Source organism: Klebsiella sp. 141251 (genome assembly GCF_050600725.1).
GTDB classification, from domain to species: domain Bacteria; phylum Pseudomonadota; class Gammaproteobacteria; order Enterobacterales; family Enterobacteriaceae; genus Klebsiella; species Klebsiella aerogenes.
This window is the reverse complement of sequence record NZ_JAQIRG010000011.1, coordinates 131,833-149,059: the sequence shown is the minus strand read 5'-3', so window position 1 is coordinate 149,059 and position 17,227 is coordinate 131,833. Positions and strand designations below refer to the sequence as shown.

At 51.0% G+C, this 17,227-nt stretch carries 14 protein-coding genes; 3 read left to right on the top strand and 11 right to left on the bottom strand.

The window, feature by feature from the left end:
- Window positions 1-3: 3 nt before the first annotated feature.
- The 5 genes from PGR09_RS21795 to PGR09_RS21775 all read right to left on the bottom strand — a co-directional run bounded on the left by PGR09_RS21795 (window position 4) and on the right by PGR09_RS21775 (window position 7,898).
- Complete coding sequence (locus PGR09_RS21795; protein WP_045395831.1) at window positions 4-690, bottom strand: fimbria/pilus periplasmic chaperone; 687 nt, start codon at window positions 688-690, stop codon at window positions 4-6.
- Between the two features lie 69 nt (window positions 691-759).
- A complete protein-coding gene (locus PGR09_RS21790; protein WP_430916508.1) occupies window positions 760-1,302 on the bottom strand; it encodes a fimbrial protein BcfA in 543 nt (180 codons plus the stop codon).
- A 314-nt stretch (window positions 1,303-1,616) separates the two neighbouring features.
- Window positions 1,617-2,309 carry a winged helix-turn-helix transcriptional regulator gene (locus tag PGR09_RS21785; RefSeq protein ID WP_047043940.1) on the bottom strand — a complete coding sequence of 231 codons (693 nt, stop codon included), beginning with the start codon at window positions 2,307-2,309 and terminating at the stop codon, window positions 1,617-1,619.
- Window positions 2,310-2,629: 320 nt separating this feature from the next.
- Window positions 2,630-5,698, bottom strand: coding sequence for a chitinase (locus PGR09_RS21780; protein ID WP_430916507.1), 3,069 nt, complete (start codon window positions 5,696-5,698; stop codon window positions 2,630-2,632).
- Window positions 5,699-5,786: 88 nt separating this feature from the next.
- Window positions 5,787-7,898, bottom strand: coding sequence for a glycosyl hydrolase family 18 protein (locus tag PGR09_RS21775; RefSeq protein WP_380378239.1), 2,112 nt, complete (start codon window positions 7,896-7,898; stop codon window positions 5,787-5,789).
- 390 nt (window positions 7,899-8,288) lie between these two features.
- On the opposite strand from PGR09_RS21775, the gene PGR09_RS21770 reads away from it, so the two are divergent.
- Window positions 8,289-8,732, top strand: coding sequence for a winged helix-turn-helix domain-containing protein (locus PGR09_RS21770; protein ID WP_047065111.1), 444 nt, complete (start codon window positions 8,289-8,291; stop codon window positions 8,730-8,732).
- 15 nt (window positions 8,733-8,747) lie between these two features.
- On the top strand, window positions 8,748-9,281 hold the full coding sequence (locus PGR09_RS21765) for a glycoside hydrolase family 108 protein (RefSeq protein WP_380378237.1): 534 nt from the start codon (window positions 8,748-8,750) through the stop codon (window positions 9,279-9,281).
- A gap of 60 nt (window positions 9,282-9,341) precedes the next feature.
- Here the strand turns inward: PGR09_RS21765 and PGR09_RS21760 are convergent, their stop codons facing one another.
- The 4 genes from PGR09_RS21760 to dnaK all read right to left on the bottom strand — a co-directional run bounded on the left by PGR09_RS21760 (window position 9,342) and on the right by dnaK (window position 14,073).
- Window positions 9,342-9,686: a phage holin family protein gene (locus PGR09_RS21760; protein WP_047065113.1), complete on the bottom strand. Its 345-nt coding sequence runs from the start codon at window positions 9,684-9,686 to the stop codon at window positions 9,342-9,344.
- 125 nt (window positions 9,687-9,811) lie between these two features.
- Window positions 9,812-10,756: a LysR family transcriptional regulator gene (locus PGR09_RS21755; RefSeq protein ID WP_047065114.1), complete on the bottom strand. Its 945-nt coding sequence runs from the start codon at window positions 10,754-10,756 to the stop codon at window positions 9,812-9,814.
- Window positions 10,757-10,926: 170 nt separating this feature from the next.
- Entirely contained in the window at window positions 10,927-12,069 is a 1,143-nt protein-coding gene (gene dnaJ, locus PGR09_RS21750) for a molecular chaperone DnaJ (RefSeq protein WP_020079653.1), read from the bottom strand.
- A gap of 87 nt (window positions 12,070-12,156) precedes the next feature.
- Window positions 12,157-14,073, bottom strand: a complete 1,917-nt coding sequence (gene dnaK, locus PGR09_RS21745; protein WP_045395850.1) for a molecular chaperone DnaK — start codon at window positions 14,071-14,073, stop codon at window positions 12,157-12,159.
- A 467-nt stretch (window positions 14,074-14,540) separates the two neighbouring features.
- On the opposite strand from dnaK, the gene satP reads away from it, so the two are divergent.
- Complete coding sequence (satP, locus tag PGR09_RS21740) at window positions 14,541-15,107, top strand: acetate uptake transporter (protein WP_045395854.1); 567 nt, start codon at window positions 14,541-14,543, stop codon at window positions 15,105-15,107.
- A 40-nt stretch (window positions 15,108-15,147) separates the two neighbouring features.
- On the opposite strand, the gene PGR09_RS21735 is transcribed toward satP, so the two are convergent.
- Together PGR09_RS21735 and mog are read right to left on the bottom strand one after the other, a co-directional pair.
- Window positions 15,148-16,452 (bottom strand): MFS transporter, encoded by a 1,305-nt coding sequence (locus tag PGR09_RS21735; protein WP_045395857.1) that lies wholly within the window; start codon window positions 16,450-16,452, stop codon window positions 15,148-15,150.
- A 113-nt stretch (window positions 16,453-16,565) separates the two neighbouring features.
- A complete protein-coding gene (gene mog / locus PGR09_RS21730) occupies window positions 16,566-17,153 on the bottom strand; it encodes a molybdopterin adenylyltransferase (RefSeq protein ID WP_430916506.1) in 588 nt (195 codons plus the stop codon).
- Window positions 17,154-17,227 lie beyond the last annotated feature (74 nt).

The window sequence follows — 17,227 nt, the reverse complement described above, 5'->3', positions numbered from 1 at the left end:
ATCTTACTGGCTCAGACAGGTTTGCTGCGGCGTGGTGGCGCCGAAATCGTTAATCGACTGGAAAGTCACCTGCCCTGTTCCGCCGTGCAAGTTTATCTCGCTTTTCGGCGGCACCATCGCATTGGCTAATTTCTGCCCGCCCACATGAATATCAACCAGCGAGACATAATACGGGGAAGGATTGGCGATACTCAGGCGGTCACCGGCACGCTGACAGCGTAACATTCCCGGCGCGTCTACCGAGGCAACAGACAAGTGTTTAGGGCGAATAAACAGTTTAATAACGCTTTGCGTGGCGATTTGCAGTGAATTAGCCGCCAGCTTACTTTTATTAACCGAAGGGATGGCCTTACTGTTGAGATAAAAGACGCTTTCGCGATCTGTCGGCAACGAGGGGCCAACGTACATGATACGCAGCAGATTTTCTTTTCCCGGCTGAATGACGAACAGCGGCGGGGTAACGACAAAATCTGCGCTTCTGCCGCCATCGGCGTTCGCCACCCACGACTGGATTAAAAATACATTATTGCTGGAAGAGTTAATCACCGGCAGAGAAACCTGCTTATCGCCCTGCGGATAAATAACTCGGGTCGAACCCAGCGCGATGCCACCCGCATGGGCCAGTTGAGTCATTCCCAACGCCGCCAGCAGCAAGAACGAAAATAAAATCGGGGTAATTCGCGTACTCATTATTTGATAACCAGGGAGAAGATGAAATGCATCCCTCCGCTGACAACAGCGGAGGGATGCGGATACCAATCAGGAATAGACCATACTGAAGGTCGCGGTTGCCGCAACGTTACCCGCCGTGGCCGCGCCGGTAGCGACATAATCCACGCTCAGCGGCACGGTGTTTTCACCATCAATCAGGGTGATGGTGCCGGAGGTATCGCCGATATTCAGAACCTGCCCATCCGGGCCATATAACTGCAGCGCAACGTTTGTCGCCGCACCCGCGCCAGCGGTGTTCGCCAGCGAACCTGCGAGCGTGCTGTCCTGCTGACCATTAAAAATCACCGCCGCATTCTGGCTGACCGTGGTGTCGCAGTCCTCCAGTTTGATTGAGAAATCTTCTTTCAGATTGGCAACCATTCCAGATGCCGTCAGTTTGCTGGTGCGAACCTGGCTCAGGATTACGGTCTGATCGATAGAGTCAGCGGAAACGGAGCATGCGGCATTCACAACCTGCCCCGTAAAATTCACCGTACCGCCGGAGACCGTCGTGGTGTCCGCATTCGCAGCGCAGGTCATACCGCTCGCCGCCATGGCAGTTATTACCATCGCTAAAAGATGTTTTTTCATAAATAACCTTTTAAATACACAAGTCGAAAATAAATTAATAACGAATTTTAGTACCGAGCCCTCTTCACAGAGATCTCATGCTGGTACCGGGCGCAAAAACGTTAAAAGTTGTAGCGTACAGAAATACTATATTCAATGAATAGCAAGCCCTGCACTGATTTATAAGCGCTAATAGAGAATAAATTCCTGCCGTTATTTAATTATTATAAATTGGCCAGGGAGTTGCAATCTACAATGGCTGTTTTTATAGGACCTTTCTTAACCATATGTTTTTCCAGGAAATAATTTTTTGAATCTGTTATTTAATGCAGTCTTTAGTAGGCCAGAGGCAGTTTCTTAACCCCTAACAAACGTCCGCCATCTATATTGATATAACCGCCCTTGCGCAATTCAGAAAGTAGCTTCATAGTACGACTTCGCGATATTCCGGTTCGTCGTTGAATAAAATTCAGAACATTAATACTCTGGCGATATTCGTCGCTATAGGCGGCAATTTCGATTAATAACGCACGAACCTTGAGATAAGAGTCAACGCCAACCAGTTCCCGATCGCGAACGTTCATCACCATCAAACGATAGGCGAGAAAACGGGCGACATCGTGCCAAAGATTGCACTCATCCGTGACCTTTATGAAATCCGCTAGCGGGACCGCGCGACCACAGCATTCTGTTTCAGCAATCAAAAAATGTTCCGGGCGGGTAGGAACATCGTAGGTTACGCCGTAGCTATCAATCAGCCCTGCAATTGATGGAGCAAAAACCGATAACACATTCAACCCTCTGTCGCTGCGACAAATAGAGAAGATGCCGGACTCCAGCAACACAATGCGGCTGCTCTGCTCGGTATACAGCGAAAATTCTTCACCCGGCTGCACGATGAAAGGCTTACCAAATGGCAGAAGTGCAGAAAATAAGGCATCAATCGCAGCATGAGGTTTAGCCTGCTGAGAGAAAATATATGAGTGCAAGGCATTCTCATTATCATTTTCGAAACCATTTAATTTCATTATATCTTCATTAAATATCCATAATCATATGAGAAATAAAGATATACACACATTCGTTAGCCTGCAATTAATAATAAATAAATATTAAATATAGTATAAATGTATGATGAAAGCACAAATAATCAATCATTTATCAAATAAGATAATACTCAAACAAATAACCAACAAAGTTCTCAAAATCTCATTAATCATTTTTAACATCAGCCGCTCATGACAAATGAAATTATTTTTTATGATATAACAAGAAAGTGAAAAGGCAGCGATCCAGAATAGTACCTATGCTGAATCACCGCCTTTACGCTACATGGAATAAAGCTCAATTAATTAAAATAGCGCGGGGCCGCGTAGTACTCCGCCATTTTCTCCGCTAACCAACCGCCATCTTCACCGTTGGAATGAATGGTAGTGATACTGACTGTAGAACCGCCGCCCCACAGCACGGCAAAGACGTTATAGTCCGGCAGATTTAACGCCTGCATCTGGCTCCAATCGTATCCGCCATCCCGGCGCAGAAAATCGCCTACCGTCGCAACACCATACGTCGTGCTGTTCACCGCGGTATTTAACAACGCCGGAGTAATGGCGTTGATATCGCTGCCAATCCGCGAATCCCCCATGAAGAACGTACCGCCGGATGCAAAATGCGCCGCAGCGATTTTACTGGTCCCCTCAGCCACTGTCGGCATATGGCCGCCCGGGATCTGCCACAACATCGCTGGTTTTTGCAACGCTCTGGCCGTCTCCTTCACCATACCCAGATAGTTAAACCAGCAGGTGGCGTTCCAACCGTAGTGGGCTAAGGCATCCGGGCTGAAGCAGTCGCGTTCGAATTTATCAAATGCGATAAAGTCTGGCGCATAGTCGCCGCTGTACACGCCCAATTCATTAATGAATTCAGCAATCGCCGCCCCTTGTTCAACCGGTGCGGCATTGGCGCGCAGCAGCCAATCTGCCGTGCCCGTCGCCCAGACGTTAGTCTGCCAACCAAAAGCGATATCAGGCGCGAACTGGCGAACGATATAGTTAATCGCCTGCACGTAGCCATACAAATCGTTGCTGAAGGTCGGCAGTGCCGGCGCGCTGAAACCAGGAATCGCAGGGAGCGCGTTAATCGCCGCCGCCAGTTGTACATTCACCTGCACGCTATTGGCTTTCCGCAGCGCGGTATAGCCATAAGGCTCCTGCTGCATAGCGCCAAGGAAATCCGGATTGAGGACGAAGGTTGCCGGAACCGGATGCTGCTCATCTTTCCAGGATTGTGCCGCCAGACACTGGGTAATGAAGTTACCAAAGTGATTGCGTAAACGTTGTTCATCCTGCAGATCCGATACCGCGCTGCCGCCGCTGGCATTGGCGGTATAGACCACCATTACCGGCATTACCGCGCGGCCCGCTTCGGCTTCGATCTGGCGAACCAGCGGCACCGTTTTGTGGATCGGTAGCGAAGCATAATCCAGGAAACCATCGCCATTGCTGTCCACTTCCGCCGCCGGGATCGGATCGCCGCCGCCATCAAAACCATCATATTTAAACAGCGCGCTGCAAGGCACATTGCGATACAAATCAACCGTCTCTGCCGCATTCACCGTCACACCGCCGTGCGCCAGATAATTCGGCCACCCTTTTACCTGCAGCGGAACGCCCTGGACAAATTCAAGCGCGACACTATTAACGCTTTGCAGTAAACGCAATGGCGAGCTGATGTCGCAACGCCACGGCGTACCGGCAATATACACATCCGCTACCTGTACGCTATATTCCCCGGCGGCCAAACGCAGCGGCAGCTTCTGCTGGCGAGCGTCGCTTTGCAGCACGAAACTATACTGATAGCTGCCACAGCAGAAACGATAACGCTGCGCGGCCGTCCCCTGCGGTAAGCCTAATACCGTCACCGCGACCTCAACAAAGCTGTCGCTCGCAACGGGCGTTTTTTGTAATGCCACGTTAACCTGCGCCGTCGTGTCGACCTTCGGCACAATGGTTGCGGCCTGCGCCGCGGTGGTGAGCAACTGGTTGTTCATCGTCGTCGGCTGCAGACAGATAGCATATTGATGATTGGCCAATAGCCGGGTAACGCGCTGTGGTTGATTCGCTATCAGCGTCAGCGTTCTTTCGCACACGCCTGCTTCCGACCATAGCTCAACAACGACTTCCGCGCCCGCCAGATCATCGTCCGCCAGCAGCAGATCGATCGCGGCAAAAATTACCGGCGGTTGATAAGCAATCTGACAGCGCTCAACGGCATTACCTGCAGCAAGCGCCAGCGTATAGCATTCTGTAACGGGCGAAATTCTCATCTCATCGTTACACAGTTCCAGTACCGTAATAACGTAGCTACCGGCGCTCAGATCGCCGATGGTCAGCGTCGCGCCCCACTCTCCGGTAAAGCGCTGCTGGCGGCCATCAGAGTATTGCAGCTCAATTTCCGGCTTCAGCGAGGTGCTCTGCGCCTGCGTCGGGAATTGCAGAATAATTTGTCCCTGGCGTCCAGGGTCGTGAGCCAGCGTCGCCGTCAGGTCACTCAGCACGACGGGCGTTTGCGTGGCCGAAAGATAAAACTCCAGTACCGCCGATTTACCAGCAGCCAACAGATACTCGCCGTCATTATTGATTGTGATGGTATTTTTTTCTGTCGGCCAGCCACCGTCGCTGGCTAGCGTTACCGCCTGGTTACCCATCATGGTGCCGCTAAATGGGCTGTACGGATCGGGATGCGCTGTCGCCGTGAAGCCTAATTTCAACTGATTAATATCGACGGACTGCGAATACTGATTCGTCAGCGTCAGGGCTATGCGTTGATACCAGCTGGCGGCTTTTACCTCCCCGGAAACCAGGGTCAGTCCTGCGCCGGTAATCGCCTCATCGGCGGGCGCTTCAGGTTCAACTTCATCAGCAGAATCATCCGCGGGTATTTCAGTTTCTGGCTCAACTTCATCAGCGGTGTCATCCGCCGGTTCATCAGGTTCTGGTTCAACCTCATCAGCGGTGTCATCCGCCGGTTCTTCAGGTTCTGGTTCAACCTCATCTGCGCTATCGGAAGCCGCCAGAGTCAGGGTGAAGGTAGATAATTTTACCGGTACCTGGGTGGCCGCCAGGCTAAAGTATAGGGTACCGCTTTCCCCTGCCTGCAGCAGCAGCTCACTGCTGTTGTTTATAATGATTTCATTGAATTCCAGGGTTCCCTGAGCGGTATCACGCAACGTTAGCGAACGATCCCCTTTCAGCGTACCTCCTGTATTTCCCCACGGATCCGGATGCCCGGAGGCGGTAAAGCTAATTGCAGCCTGGTTCAGATCTACCGGGCGGTTACTTTCGTTTGTGAAGGTTAATGTGACTTTCTGATACCAGCTATTCACATCAATCCGGCTATTTTTAATTACAACGGTCATCAACTCGATTCCTCATTCCCTGGTGGAAAAAAGCCCCGGTAAACCGGGGCTTTGTCATGGAGCCCATACCTCGTTAAGCGCAGAAGTATTAGTAAGCGCCTAAGTCAGTCCATGCGCCGCTCTGACCGCAGTTCAGGTCAGGCTGGTCGCCCTGGGACCACCATTTCACCTGGTAGTTGTGACCTTTCCAGCTCACGGTTTCGAAGGTACCCCAGCTTGCGCCGTACACGGTGTTGGCATCCCACAGCGCGTGAGGCGTATCCTGGCCTGCCGCATCATCGGAAGAGGAGTCATCTTCAGCCGGTTTGGTATCTTCGTCAGGAACCGGAATAACGTCGGTTTCATCTTCTTCATCAGCCGGTTTTGGTTCAACCTGGGCAGCAGCCGGAACCGCAGTCAACACAAAACGCTGCTGAGTGGACGGTTCGTTGTAGCAGTCACGAACGAATAAGGTGAACTGGAACGCCGTTTTCGCGCTGACCTCAGGCACGACGAACTCAATCACTTCCGCCGTTTTATCCGCGACGCTAATTTCTGACGGCACGCCCCAGCTAAAGGTCAACTCGTCTTTATCTTCATCGGAAGAACCGGCGCCGGACAACTGAACGGTAGAGCCGCCCACAACCAGCAGCTCAATAGCCGCTTTCGGCGCATGATTGACGTCCGTTTTCTGATCGTCTTCTTCAGATTCATCTTTTTCAACATTGATGCCTTCGAAGTAGAACGGGTCCATATCGATAGTTTCAGACTCAATTTCATAACCCAGACCTTCACGAGCCGCGTTCAGCAACACGCCGTTGTCCTGGTCGATAGTCCAGGTGAACATGCCGCCCAGACCCAGTTTTGCCGCGTATTCGCCTTTCGCTTTGACGCTGCGCGGAGTATCCAGCGACATAAACAGTTTGGATTCCGGGTTGTACAGATAGTCAGCGTCAGCCACCCGATCGGTATAAACGTTGAAGCCGTTACGACCCTTCTGGTTTTCCAGATCCAGGTAGTTGTAGATCACGTCATACCATTCATTGGTACCGGACTCAAAAGTACCGACAGTATCGCCATTACCCGGGTTATAGGTGCCTTTCAGCGGCGACAGCGATTCCAGCTCAACGTTACGACCATTACGGGTATAGCCGGCGTAACCGATGTTGATATTCTCAGCCGGGAAACCTTCCGCCAGCAGATGTTCAACAATAGTGTTTACCCCCCAACCGCCCGCTTCCAGCGCATTCAGGTTAGTGTGATGGGCAACGGTTTCCGCCCATGGGGTACCGAAGAAGTCATAGGTCATCAGGTTGATGCCGTACAAGCCCGCATTCATCAGCGCTTTCACGTTGGAATAATCAAATGTCTTCACGACCGCGGAGCTGGCGATAGAGATTTTCACATTGCTCAGGCTTGCGGAATCCAGTTGCTTACGCAGTTCACCAATCAGCAGAGCGTAGTTTTCGCCATCTTCCGGGCCGCAAGGGTTGCCGGCGCCTTCGGCATTCGGATATTCCCAGTCGATATCCACTTCGCTGAACATCGGGAACTGTTTGAACAGTTTCACCACGCCTTTGGCGAAGGTTTTACGTGCGGAATCAGACGCTGCAGTTTCGTGGAAGCCGTTACTCATGGTCCAGCCGCCGATGCTCATCGACAGCACCAGGTTGTGGCCCTGCTGTTTCGCTTTCGCCTGCAGGTCACGCAGACCGCCGAGCAGGCCTTTGGTGTTCTCCTGGGTTACGGTTTTCGGATCGACATCCCAGCCGCTGACGCTGTGGCCAACGTTAACGTAAGACTGGAAGTCGCCCCACGGGTCGAGGAAGGTCGGTTCGTACTTCACTTTACCGCACTGCTCTGCCCCTTCTGCCACCACATCGCGATACAGACCATCCACTTTATGGAAGCCGGTTACGCCGACGAAGCCAACGATGATTTTATCGTAAGCCGTCGGAGATATATTGGTCAGGTCATAGCCGCGACCGCGGTTATCTTTAGAGTCGTCTCCTTGCAGGCGACCATCATACTGAGACCAGTCGGTATAATAGCCAAATACCTTCGGCTTAGTGGTTGCTGCTTTATATTTGTTATAGACCGGCTTTGCGACACGCGCTGAAGTATAGCTGTAGTTGCTGACTTCAGTTGCTGGATTAAAACCATCAGCGGCGTTGCTGGTTTCAGTAAGAGTATCGCCTTTAATCAGTTTGCTGGTAGCCATTTTAAATTTCCTTTTAAGTTTAAAAATTATCGCAGTTCGTTCTGCGAGACCAATAATCCATTGCGCAGAAAAAATTAGCTAATCACAAACCATCAGTAATTCATCAACGCCCAATAATTATTGTAATGAGACCTCAGTGAGGAACATCAGCCCAGCATCATCGGGTGTAACAGGCTGCCAAACCCACCCGAAGAGTAAAAAACAGACAGCATATTAAATATGATTTAGGTAGTAATTAATTGTCATTTAACTTACATGAGATTATGTGACAAAGGTCTCCCCAACAAACAACACTACAATAAAACCGATGACAAAAAATGGATTAAGCCATTTCTTGTGCAATATATTCATCGACGACAATCAGGATGTGCAAATCTAAAGGAAGACGTTATGAAAACTTATCTCATCAATAACAACTGCATCTACAACGAACAGAAATATGAACTAAGAACGAGCTCAAATTCGCAAGTTATTCGAATGACAGCAATGCGTTCTAAATGTCTTAGCTTCATTATTGAAAATGCTCATCTGGAGATTATCGAACGGCAGAAAATCACCAATGAGTTATGGGGTAGCAGAAGTCATTTTGTGAATGATGCCAATCTAACGCAGATACTGTATTTAATCAGACGAGATCTCAAAGCTCTCGGTATAAACGATCTTTTCATCACTATCCCGCGCCAGGGGTTGCAGGTAAACAAAGACATCGCCATTGAGAAAGTCGAATCCAGGAAACCAAAAGTCAGAAAGCAGTTTTTCCGTAAAACCCTGGCGGCTCTCACCACCGTGTTTTCCGTCACGCTAGGTACAATGATGTACATGCACATTCATTAATTCAGGGAGAATAAAATGAATCCAATTATTGATGGGATCCTGGGGCTGGAAGGCGGCTATAGCGCCAATCCAAAGGACAAAGGCGGAGAAACTAACTGGGGTATCACCGAAGCAACGGCGCGAGCGCACGGTTATCAGGGAAAGATGAGCGAGCTTTCTCACAATGAGGCCTATACGATTCTGGAGACCGATTACTGGATCAAACCCGGCTTCGAGCAGGTATCGCAACTCTCCTGGTCGGTAGCATTTGAGCTGTGCGACGCTGCGGTGAATATTGGTCCTCACTATCCCTGCATGTGGCTACAGCGCTGGCTTAACGTGATGAATCGCGAGCAGCAATACTACCCGGATATAAAAACAGATGGCAACATCGGCCCGCTAACCCTGAATGCGTTGAATGACTATTTGACGCGGCGAGGTAAAGAAGGAGAACAGGTGTTAGTCAAAGCGCTGAACTGCAGCCAGGGGGCTTATTATCTGGAGATCGGCGAAAAGCATCGACAAAATGAAGAGTTCATTTACGGCTGGATTAAAAACCGGGTGACATAGTTGACGGGCGCGCATCTGTAATAAAAGACTCAAGGATGAGCCTTTTATTACGTAGTAATACTACTTAAGCTTAGTACCACCAAGCGTATTTTTTACTTTCTCGCCCAGTATTTTTAAAATTGGACCGGCAAAAACGCCGCCTAATCCTGCGGCTAACAGTACCATATTAAAACTAAATCCTTTTTCAATTGCGAGAGCGCTAAGGAGAAAACTGGTAAAACAAGATATCACCACCTGGGTCAGACAGTTCATAATTCCCTGATGCGCTTCGCCACTTTCCTCCTTATTTTTACGGAGAAGGAAACTGACGAATCCTCCCCAGGCGCCGATAGAAATAATGGTTAAAAGTATCTCTACTTCCAGCAATACAACTTCCGTTGTTTCTAAATGATTAGGTATAGACATAATCGCTCCTGCATCACTAAAGTTAAAAAAGATTCATCAGGAGTGTAAGTGGCGCAATAGGGGAAAGGTAATCAAAGAAAATCAAGACTAACCACATCATCTTAATGACGGTAAGATGATGGAACTTACCGTCTGAATGATGACAGCGTATGTAACATGGAAACCGTTTCATTGATCGCTGATATATTTTTGCTATTTTTGTTCCATGAAGCGTAGACCTGCACGGACTTGAACATCAGCTCTGGTGGCGGTTGGATAAAATTTATATCGTATTTACGCTGATTTTTATAAAATAGCGCCAGCTTTAAAGGCAATAACGCAATCAACGCGGTTCTTTCTACCATGCCAACCAGCCCGGTGATAGAGTCGCTGCAATAGCCCATGGTACGTGAACCGTCATAATAAACATCATCTTTAAATAATCCGTTATCAGTGATGATGGAAGGAGAGGAAATGCCGGGTTGATACATGGCATGGCGGGAAGAGTAGAACTGATGCAAAGAAAGCTGCGATAGTTCGCTGAATAAATGGCCTTTGGCACAAATACAGACGAAATTTCTGAAGCTATCAATCATTTGATTATCGAGCCCGGGCTCAACCAGCGGCTCAGATCCGATCGATAAATCGCATTGCGCCGTCAGTAAAAGCTCTTTAGCTTTATCGCGGCTAATATTGCGGGATGAAAAATGATTGATAACGCCCTGTTCAAAAAGCGCGCTACCGTACAGTTGGGAAAGGTAATAACTTTCAATGAAGTCGCTACCAAGGATCGTAATCCGGGTATCATCATCCTTGTTTTCTGTCAGAAAGGTATTATCGACAAGCAACATGGCCTGGCGAAAACTATGGTGGATCTCAAGCGCTTTCGCCGTTGGCAGTAAACCATCTTTACTTCTGACAAACAGCTCCTGGTGATAGAAGTTTTGTAGTCGTCTTAATGCCAGAGAGACCGCGGCAGGTGTAATGGCCAATTTTTTCGCCGCCTTCGCGGCATTACCTGCCGAAATGACAGCGTCAAGAACCTTGATTAAATTATAATCAAAGCCCTTATTGGCACCTTTCGATCCCATCCACTGTCAGCCTCTAATAACGAAAAAAGCAATATAGATAATACTCAAAATAAAGCAAATCCTGACTCGCTATACGCAGTATAGCGTTTTCCGCCAGCGACCGAAGTTGGGATAGAAAAAAGCCTGAACAAAAATGTTCAGGCTTGTGCTAATAAGGTGATTAAACGCAATTAACGCGTTAAATCATCAAAGAATTTTTTCACGCCATCGAAGAAGCTTTTGGAACGCGGACTGTTTTTCTCCCCCGTCGGGCCACCGAAAGTTTCCTGCAGCTCTTTAAGCAATTGCTTCTGCTTATCGTTAAGACCGACCGGTGTTTCAACCACCACGCGACACAGCAGATCGCCCTGAGCACCGCCGCGAACGGACTTAACGCCCTTGCCGCGCATGCGGAACAGTTTGCCGGTTTGCGTTTCGCCAGGCACTTTCAGGTTAACGCGGCCATCCAGCGTCGGTACTTCAATCTCGCCGCCAAGCGCAGCCATGGTGAAGTTGATCGGTACTTCGCAGTACAGATTATTCCCCTCACGCTCGAAGATCGCGTGCTGTTTGACCTGAACCTGAACGTACAGATCGCCCGCCGGAGCGCCATGCTCGCCGGCTTCGCCTTCGCCAGCCAGACGAATGCGATCGCCGGTATCGACGCCAGCCGGGATTTTCACCGACAAGGTTTTGGTTTTTTCAACGCGACCGTGACCGTGACATTTATTGCACGGATCTTTAATCAGCGTACCGCGTCCCTGACAGTGTGGACAGGTTTGCTGAACGGCAAAAAAGCCCTGACGCATCTGGACCTGACCGGAACCGTGACAGGTTGGACAGGTCTGCGGCTGAGTGCCGGATTTGGCGCCGCTGCCGTGGCAGACATCGCACTCTTCCAACGTTGGAATGCGGATTTCTTTGGTAACGCCGCGGACCGCTTCTTCCAGCGTCAATTCCATGTTGTAACGTAGATCTGCGCCGCGCGCCGCGCGTTGACGGCCACGACCGCCGCCGAAGATATCGCCGAACACGTCGCCAAAGATATCGCTGAAATCCGCGCCGCCGCCGAAGCCGCCGCCGAAACCGCCGCCGCCCATGCCGCCTTGTTCAAACGCGGCGTGGCCGTACTGATCGTAGGCTGCACGCTTCTGGGCATCAGTCAGGACTTCATACGCTTCTTTGATTTCTTTAAATTTGGCTTCGGCCTCTTTGTCACCCTGGTTACGGTCCGGGTGATACTTCATGGCCAGGCGCTTATACGCCTTTTTGATTTCACGCTCTTCCGCTGTTTTGGAAACGCCTAAAATCTCGTAATAATCTTGCTTTGCCATTGGTGTTTTTCAGCCCCTTAACATGCGTGCACGGGCGGAGAGGAAACCTCTTCGCCCGTGCCAGTGTTTTACCCGTTCAAAGGGCGATTATTTTTTGTCTTTCACTTCTTCGAACTCAGCGTCGACAACATCGTCGTCCTTCGCGCTGTTCTCTTGAGCGTCAGCACCGCCAGCCTGCTGCTGTGCATGCTGCTGCTGAGCGATTTCCATCAGCTTCTGGGAAGCCTGGGCCAGCGCCTGCATCTTCGCTTCGATGTCCGCTTTATCTTCACCTTTCAGGGAAGCTTCCAGCGCGGTCAGCGCAGACTCGATTGCAGTTTTGTCATCAGCCGGCAGTTTGTCGCCTGCTTCTTCAACCTGCTTACGGGTGCTGTGCAGCAGATGGTCGCCCTGGTTACGGGTCTGAACCAGCTCTTCGAACTTACGGTCAGATTCAGCGTTAGCTTCCGCTTCGCGAACCATTTTCTGAATTTCTTCTTCATTCAGACCGGAAGAAGCCTTGATGGTGATCTTCTGCTCTTTACCGCTGTTTTTATCTTTCGCGGAAACGTGCAGGATACCGTCAGCATCGATATCGAAGGTTACTTCGATCTGCGGCATACCGCGCGGCGCTGGGTTAATACCATCCAGGTTGAACTGACCCAGAGATTTGTTATCAGAAGCGCGTTTACGCTCACCCTGCAGCACATGGATGGTTACCGCGGACTGGTTGTCTTCCGCAGTAGAGAACACCTGGCTGTGCTTGGTCGGGATAGTGGTGTTTTTGCTGATAAGCGCGGTCATCACGCCGCCCATGGTTTCGATACCCAGCGACAGCGGGGTAACGTCCAGCAGCAGAACGTCTTTAACTTCACCAGTCAGAACACCACCCTGAACCGCTGCGCCGATAGCCACAGCTTCATCCGGGTTAACGTCTTTACGCGGTTCTTTACCAAAGAACTCGGCAACTTTCTTCTGCACCATCGGCATACGAGTCTGACCACCAACGAGGATCACGTCGTTGATATCGGAAACGGACAGACCGGCATCCTGGAGGGCAACTTTCAGCGGCTCGATGGAACGGTTAACCAGATCTTCAACCAGGCTTTCCAGTTTCGCGCGAGTCACTTTAATGTTCATGTGTTTCGGACCGGTCGCGTCTGCGGTGATATACGGCAGGTTAACGTCGGTCTGCTGAGCGGAAGACAGCTCAATTTTCGCTTTTTCTGCAGCTTCTTTCAGACGCTGCATCGCCAGCGGGTCGTTGCGCAGGTCAATGCCCTGCTCTTTCTTAAACTCGTCAACGAGGTAGTTGATCAGACGAGTATCGAAGTCTTCACCACCCAGGTGGGTATCACCATTGGTTGCCAGAACTTCGAAGGTTTTTTCGCCGTCAACTTCGTCGATTTCGATAATAGAAATATCGAAGGTACCACCACCGAGGTCGTATACCGCGATAGTACGGTTGCCGACTTCTTTATCCAGACCGTATGCCAGCGCAGCGGCAGTCGGTTCGTTGATGATACGTTTGACTTCCAGACCCGCGATACGGCCGGCATCTTTGGTTGCCTGACGCTGAGCATCGTTGAAGTACGCAGGTACAGTGATAACAGCTTCAGTTACCGGCTCACCCAGGTAATCTTCAGCGGTTTTCTTCATTTTCTTCAGCACTTCAGCAGAAATCTGCGGCGGCGCGGTTTTAGTGCCTTTCACATCAAGCCATGCGTCGCCATTATCTGCGGCAACGATTTTGTACGGCATGATGGAAACGTCACGCTGAACTTCTTCATCCTGGAAGCGGCGACCAATCAGGCGTTTAATCGCAAACAGGGTGTTTTGCGGGTTTGTCACTGCCTGACGTTTAGCCGGCTGACCAACCAGAGTTTCACCATCCTGGGTATAGGCAATGATAGAAGGCGTGGTGCGATCGCCTTCGGCGTTCTCCAGCACGCGAGCGGTAGTGCCATCCATAATCGCTACACAAGAGTTGGTAGTACCCAGGTCGATACCAATAATTTTACCCATCTAAACGTCTCCACTAAAAATTCGATCAACATGTGGTTGTGAACCTGTAATAAGGGCGAAACGTGCGGTTTCAACTACCCTGACATCATTTTTTTTCAGGTTCTTCACTGCGGTTGACTACAAGATGGGGTCGCGCTGGTTTTCATCAAGGGGCAGGCCAAAAAAAATTTTTATGGCAGAGCGCAGGCGCGAGAGCGAGAGCGAGAGCAAGAGCAAGAGCGAACAACATGCCAGACGGACAAAATAGCCGTCATAATCCATACAAAAAAATAAATAGTAAATAAGAACATATTCACTGGATATCGCACGAGTTCGCCAAAGAGTTCGCCATTATCGCCGCGAAAGGTAAATTGCTGAAAAATACCCCGCCAGATCATAGACAGCCTCTGCACGCCTCATTATTATGCCGCGCCCCACCGCAAGTGGCGGGGTAATGCTTCCCTTTCTAATCATTATTTTGAGGAATTATGGGCAACACTAAGTTGGCTAATCCGGCACCGCTGGGCCTTATGGGTTTCGGCATGACCACTATTCTGCTTAACCTGGCGAATAGCGGCCTTTTCGCATTCGATGTAGCTATCCTGGCGATGGGCATTTTTTACGGCGGCATTGCGCAAATTTTTGCCGGCCTGCTCGAGTATAAAAAAGGCAACACCTTTGGTTTAACCGCTTTTACGTCCTACGGCTCCTTCTGGTTGACGTTGGTCGCGATCCTCCTGATGCCGAAAATGGGCCTGGCTGATGCGCCGAATCCGCATTTCCTGGGCATGTATCTTGGCCTGTGGGGTATCTTTACGTTGTTCATGTTCTTCGGCACGCTGAAAGCCGCGCGCATGCTGCAGTTCGTGTTCCTGAGCCTGACGGTGCTGTTCGCGCTGCTGGCGATTGGCCACCTGGTTGATAACGAAGGCATTGTTAAAATTGCCGGCTGGATCGGCCTGGTATGCGGCGCGAGCGCTATTTACCTGGCGATGGGTGAAGTGTTGAACGAGCAGTTCGGCCGTACCGTCCTGCCGATTGGCGAGCCACGCTAATGGCCTGCCGCCGCCCACAACGCGGGCGGCGGCGTTAAATTTAACGCTGCAGTTCTCCTTGCGGTAAAACCGCCTGCGCCGTCAACCCCTGACGCAGCCAAATACCCAGACCCAGCCCCATCAGCGACAGCGCCAGTACGTACCAGGCCGGCGCCATCGGCGAAACCCCCATCAGCATCGTGACGGCAATCGGCGTCAGGCCGCCGAAAATGGCGTATGACAAATTGTAGGAAAACGAGATGCCGGTAAAACGCACTTCCGCCGGGAAGGCGCGCACCATTACGTAAGGTACCGCCCCCACCACGCCGACACACAGTCCAACCGTGCCATACAGCAGGAACAGCCGCTGCGGGCTGGCGCCGGAAAGGTGGTAAAAGGCCCAACTGGCCGCCGCTAACAGCAGGCTACCGACGATAAAAGTGCGGCTGGCGCCGAATCGGTCTGCCGCCAGACCGGCGAGTAAACAGCCAATACACAGCATAATCGTGGCGATGCTATTGGCCTGCAGGGTAATCGCCGGCGCAAAGCCATAATGTTTTTGCAGCCACACCGGCGACATCAGGATCACCACTACCACCCCGGCGGAAAGCAGCCAGGTGAGTAGCATCGAAACGATAACGGCCTTCTGGTGCTTGAGCGCCACCGCCTTCACCGGCAGCTCCTGCGCCAGCGCTTTGCGCTGTTGCATCTCAAGAAATATCGGCGTCTCCTGCAGCCAACGACGCAGGTACATGGCTACCAGACCGAACACTCCACCCAGCAGGAAAGGAATACGCCAGCCGCCGTCGTGGATACCCTGCGGCGTCATGCTGGTGTTGATAAGCGTCGCCACTACCGATCCCAACAGGATCCCAACGGTCAACCCCGCGGTCAGGGTGCCGCAGGCGATACCGATGCGTTTTTCCGGGACATGTTCGGCTACAAAGACCCAGGCACCCGGCACTTCACCGCCAATCGCCGCCCCTTGTAAAATACGCATGAGCAGTAATAGCAGCGGCGCAACGATGCCCATTGAGGCATAGGTCGGCAGCAGGCCGATCGCCAGCGTCGGCAGCGCCATCAGCAGAATACTGAGGGTGAACATTTTCTTCCGCCCGACCAGATCGCCAAAGTGGGCCATGATAATGCCGCCAAGAGGGCGCGCCAGATAACCCGCGGCAAAAATACCGAAGGTCTGTACCTGGCGTAGCCATTCCGGGATATCCGCCGGGAAGAATAGTTCGCCGACGACCGCGGCGAAGAAGACAAAAATGATGAAGTCATAAAACTCCAGCGCCCCGCCGAGGGCGGCCAGCGTCAGAGTTTTATAATCTTGTCGATTCAGTGCTCGGGTGTGTTGTGACATAACTGACGTTTCGTCCGCAGTAATATTACGCAATGTGTAAAGTAAAAAACACTATACCGTAAATAAAACAGCACACCACCGGCAATACAGGTTATATCAGCAATGCATTAAATTCAGGATAAAGTTTCACGCTGTGCGCTTTTCGGGCGAAAAGCTGCTACAACGCTCGCTTCCGTCTCCACATACGGCCCCTCAAGCAACTGTACACAATAAGGTACACTTGCAAAGACACCATGCACCAGCACTTTACCTTCAGCGTCTTTCACCCCTTCGAGGGTTTCCTGAATGGCTTTCGGCTGGCCTGGCAGGTTGAGGATCAGCGCCTGCTTGCGGATGACGCCAACCTGCCGGGATAGGATAGCCGTCGGCACAAAGTGTAGGCTAACCTGGCGCATTTGCTCACCGAAACCAGGCATCACACGATCGGCAATGGCTAGAGTTGCGTCCGGGGTCACATCACGACGCGCCGGGCCGGTGCCGCCGGTGGTTAACACCAGATGACAGCCCATCTCGTCAACCAACTCACACAGCGTCTGTTCAATGATGGGCTGTTCATCAGGAATCAGGCGAGTCTGCAGTTCAAAGGGCGTTGTCAGCGCACGCGACAGCCACTCTTCCAACGCAGGAATACCTTTGTCCTGGTAAACGCCGCTGGAGGCGCGGTCAGAAATAGAAACTAAGCCGATGCGTAATTTATTCATATTCATTCCGTTCAAATAGTGCAATTAAGCGGAATGATACACGCTGGAGAGAATTACAGACAGGATTCAAAAGA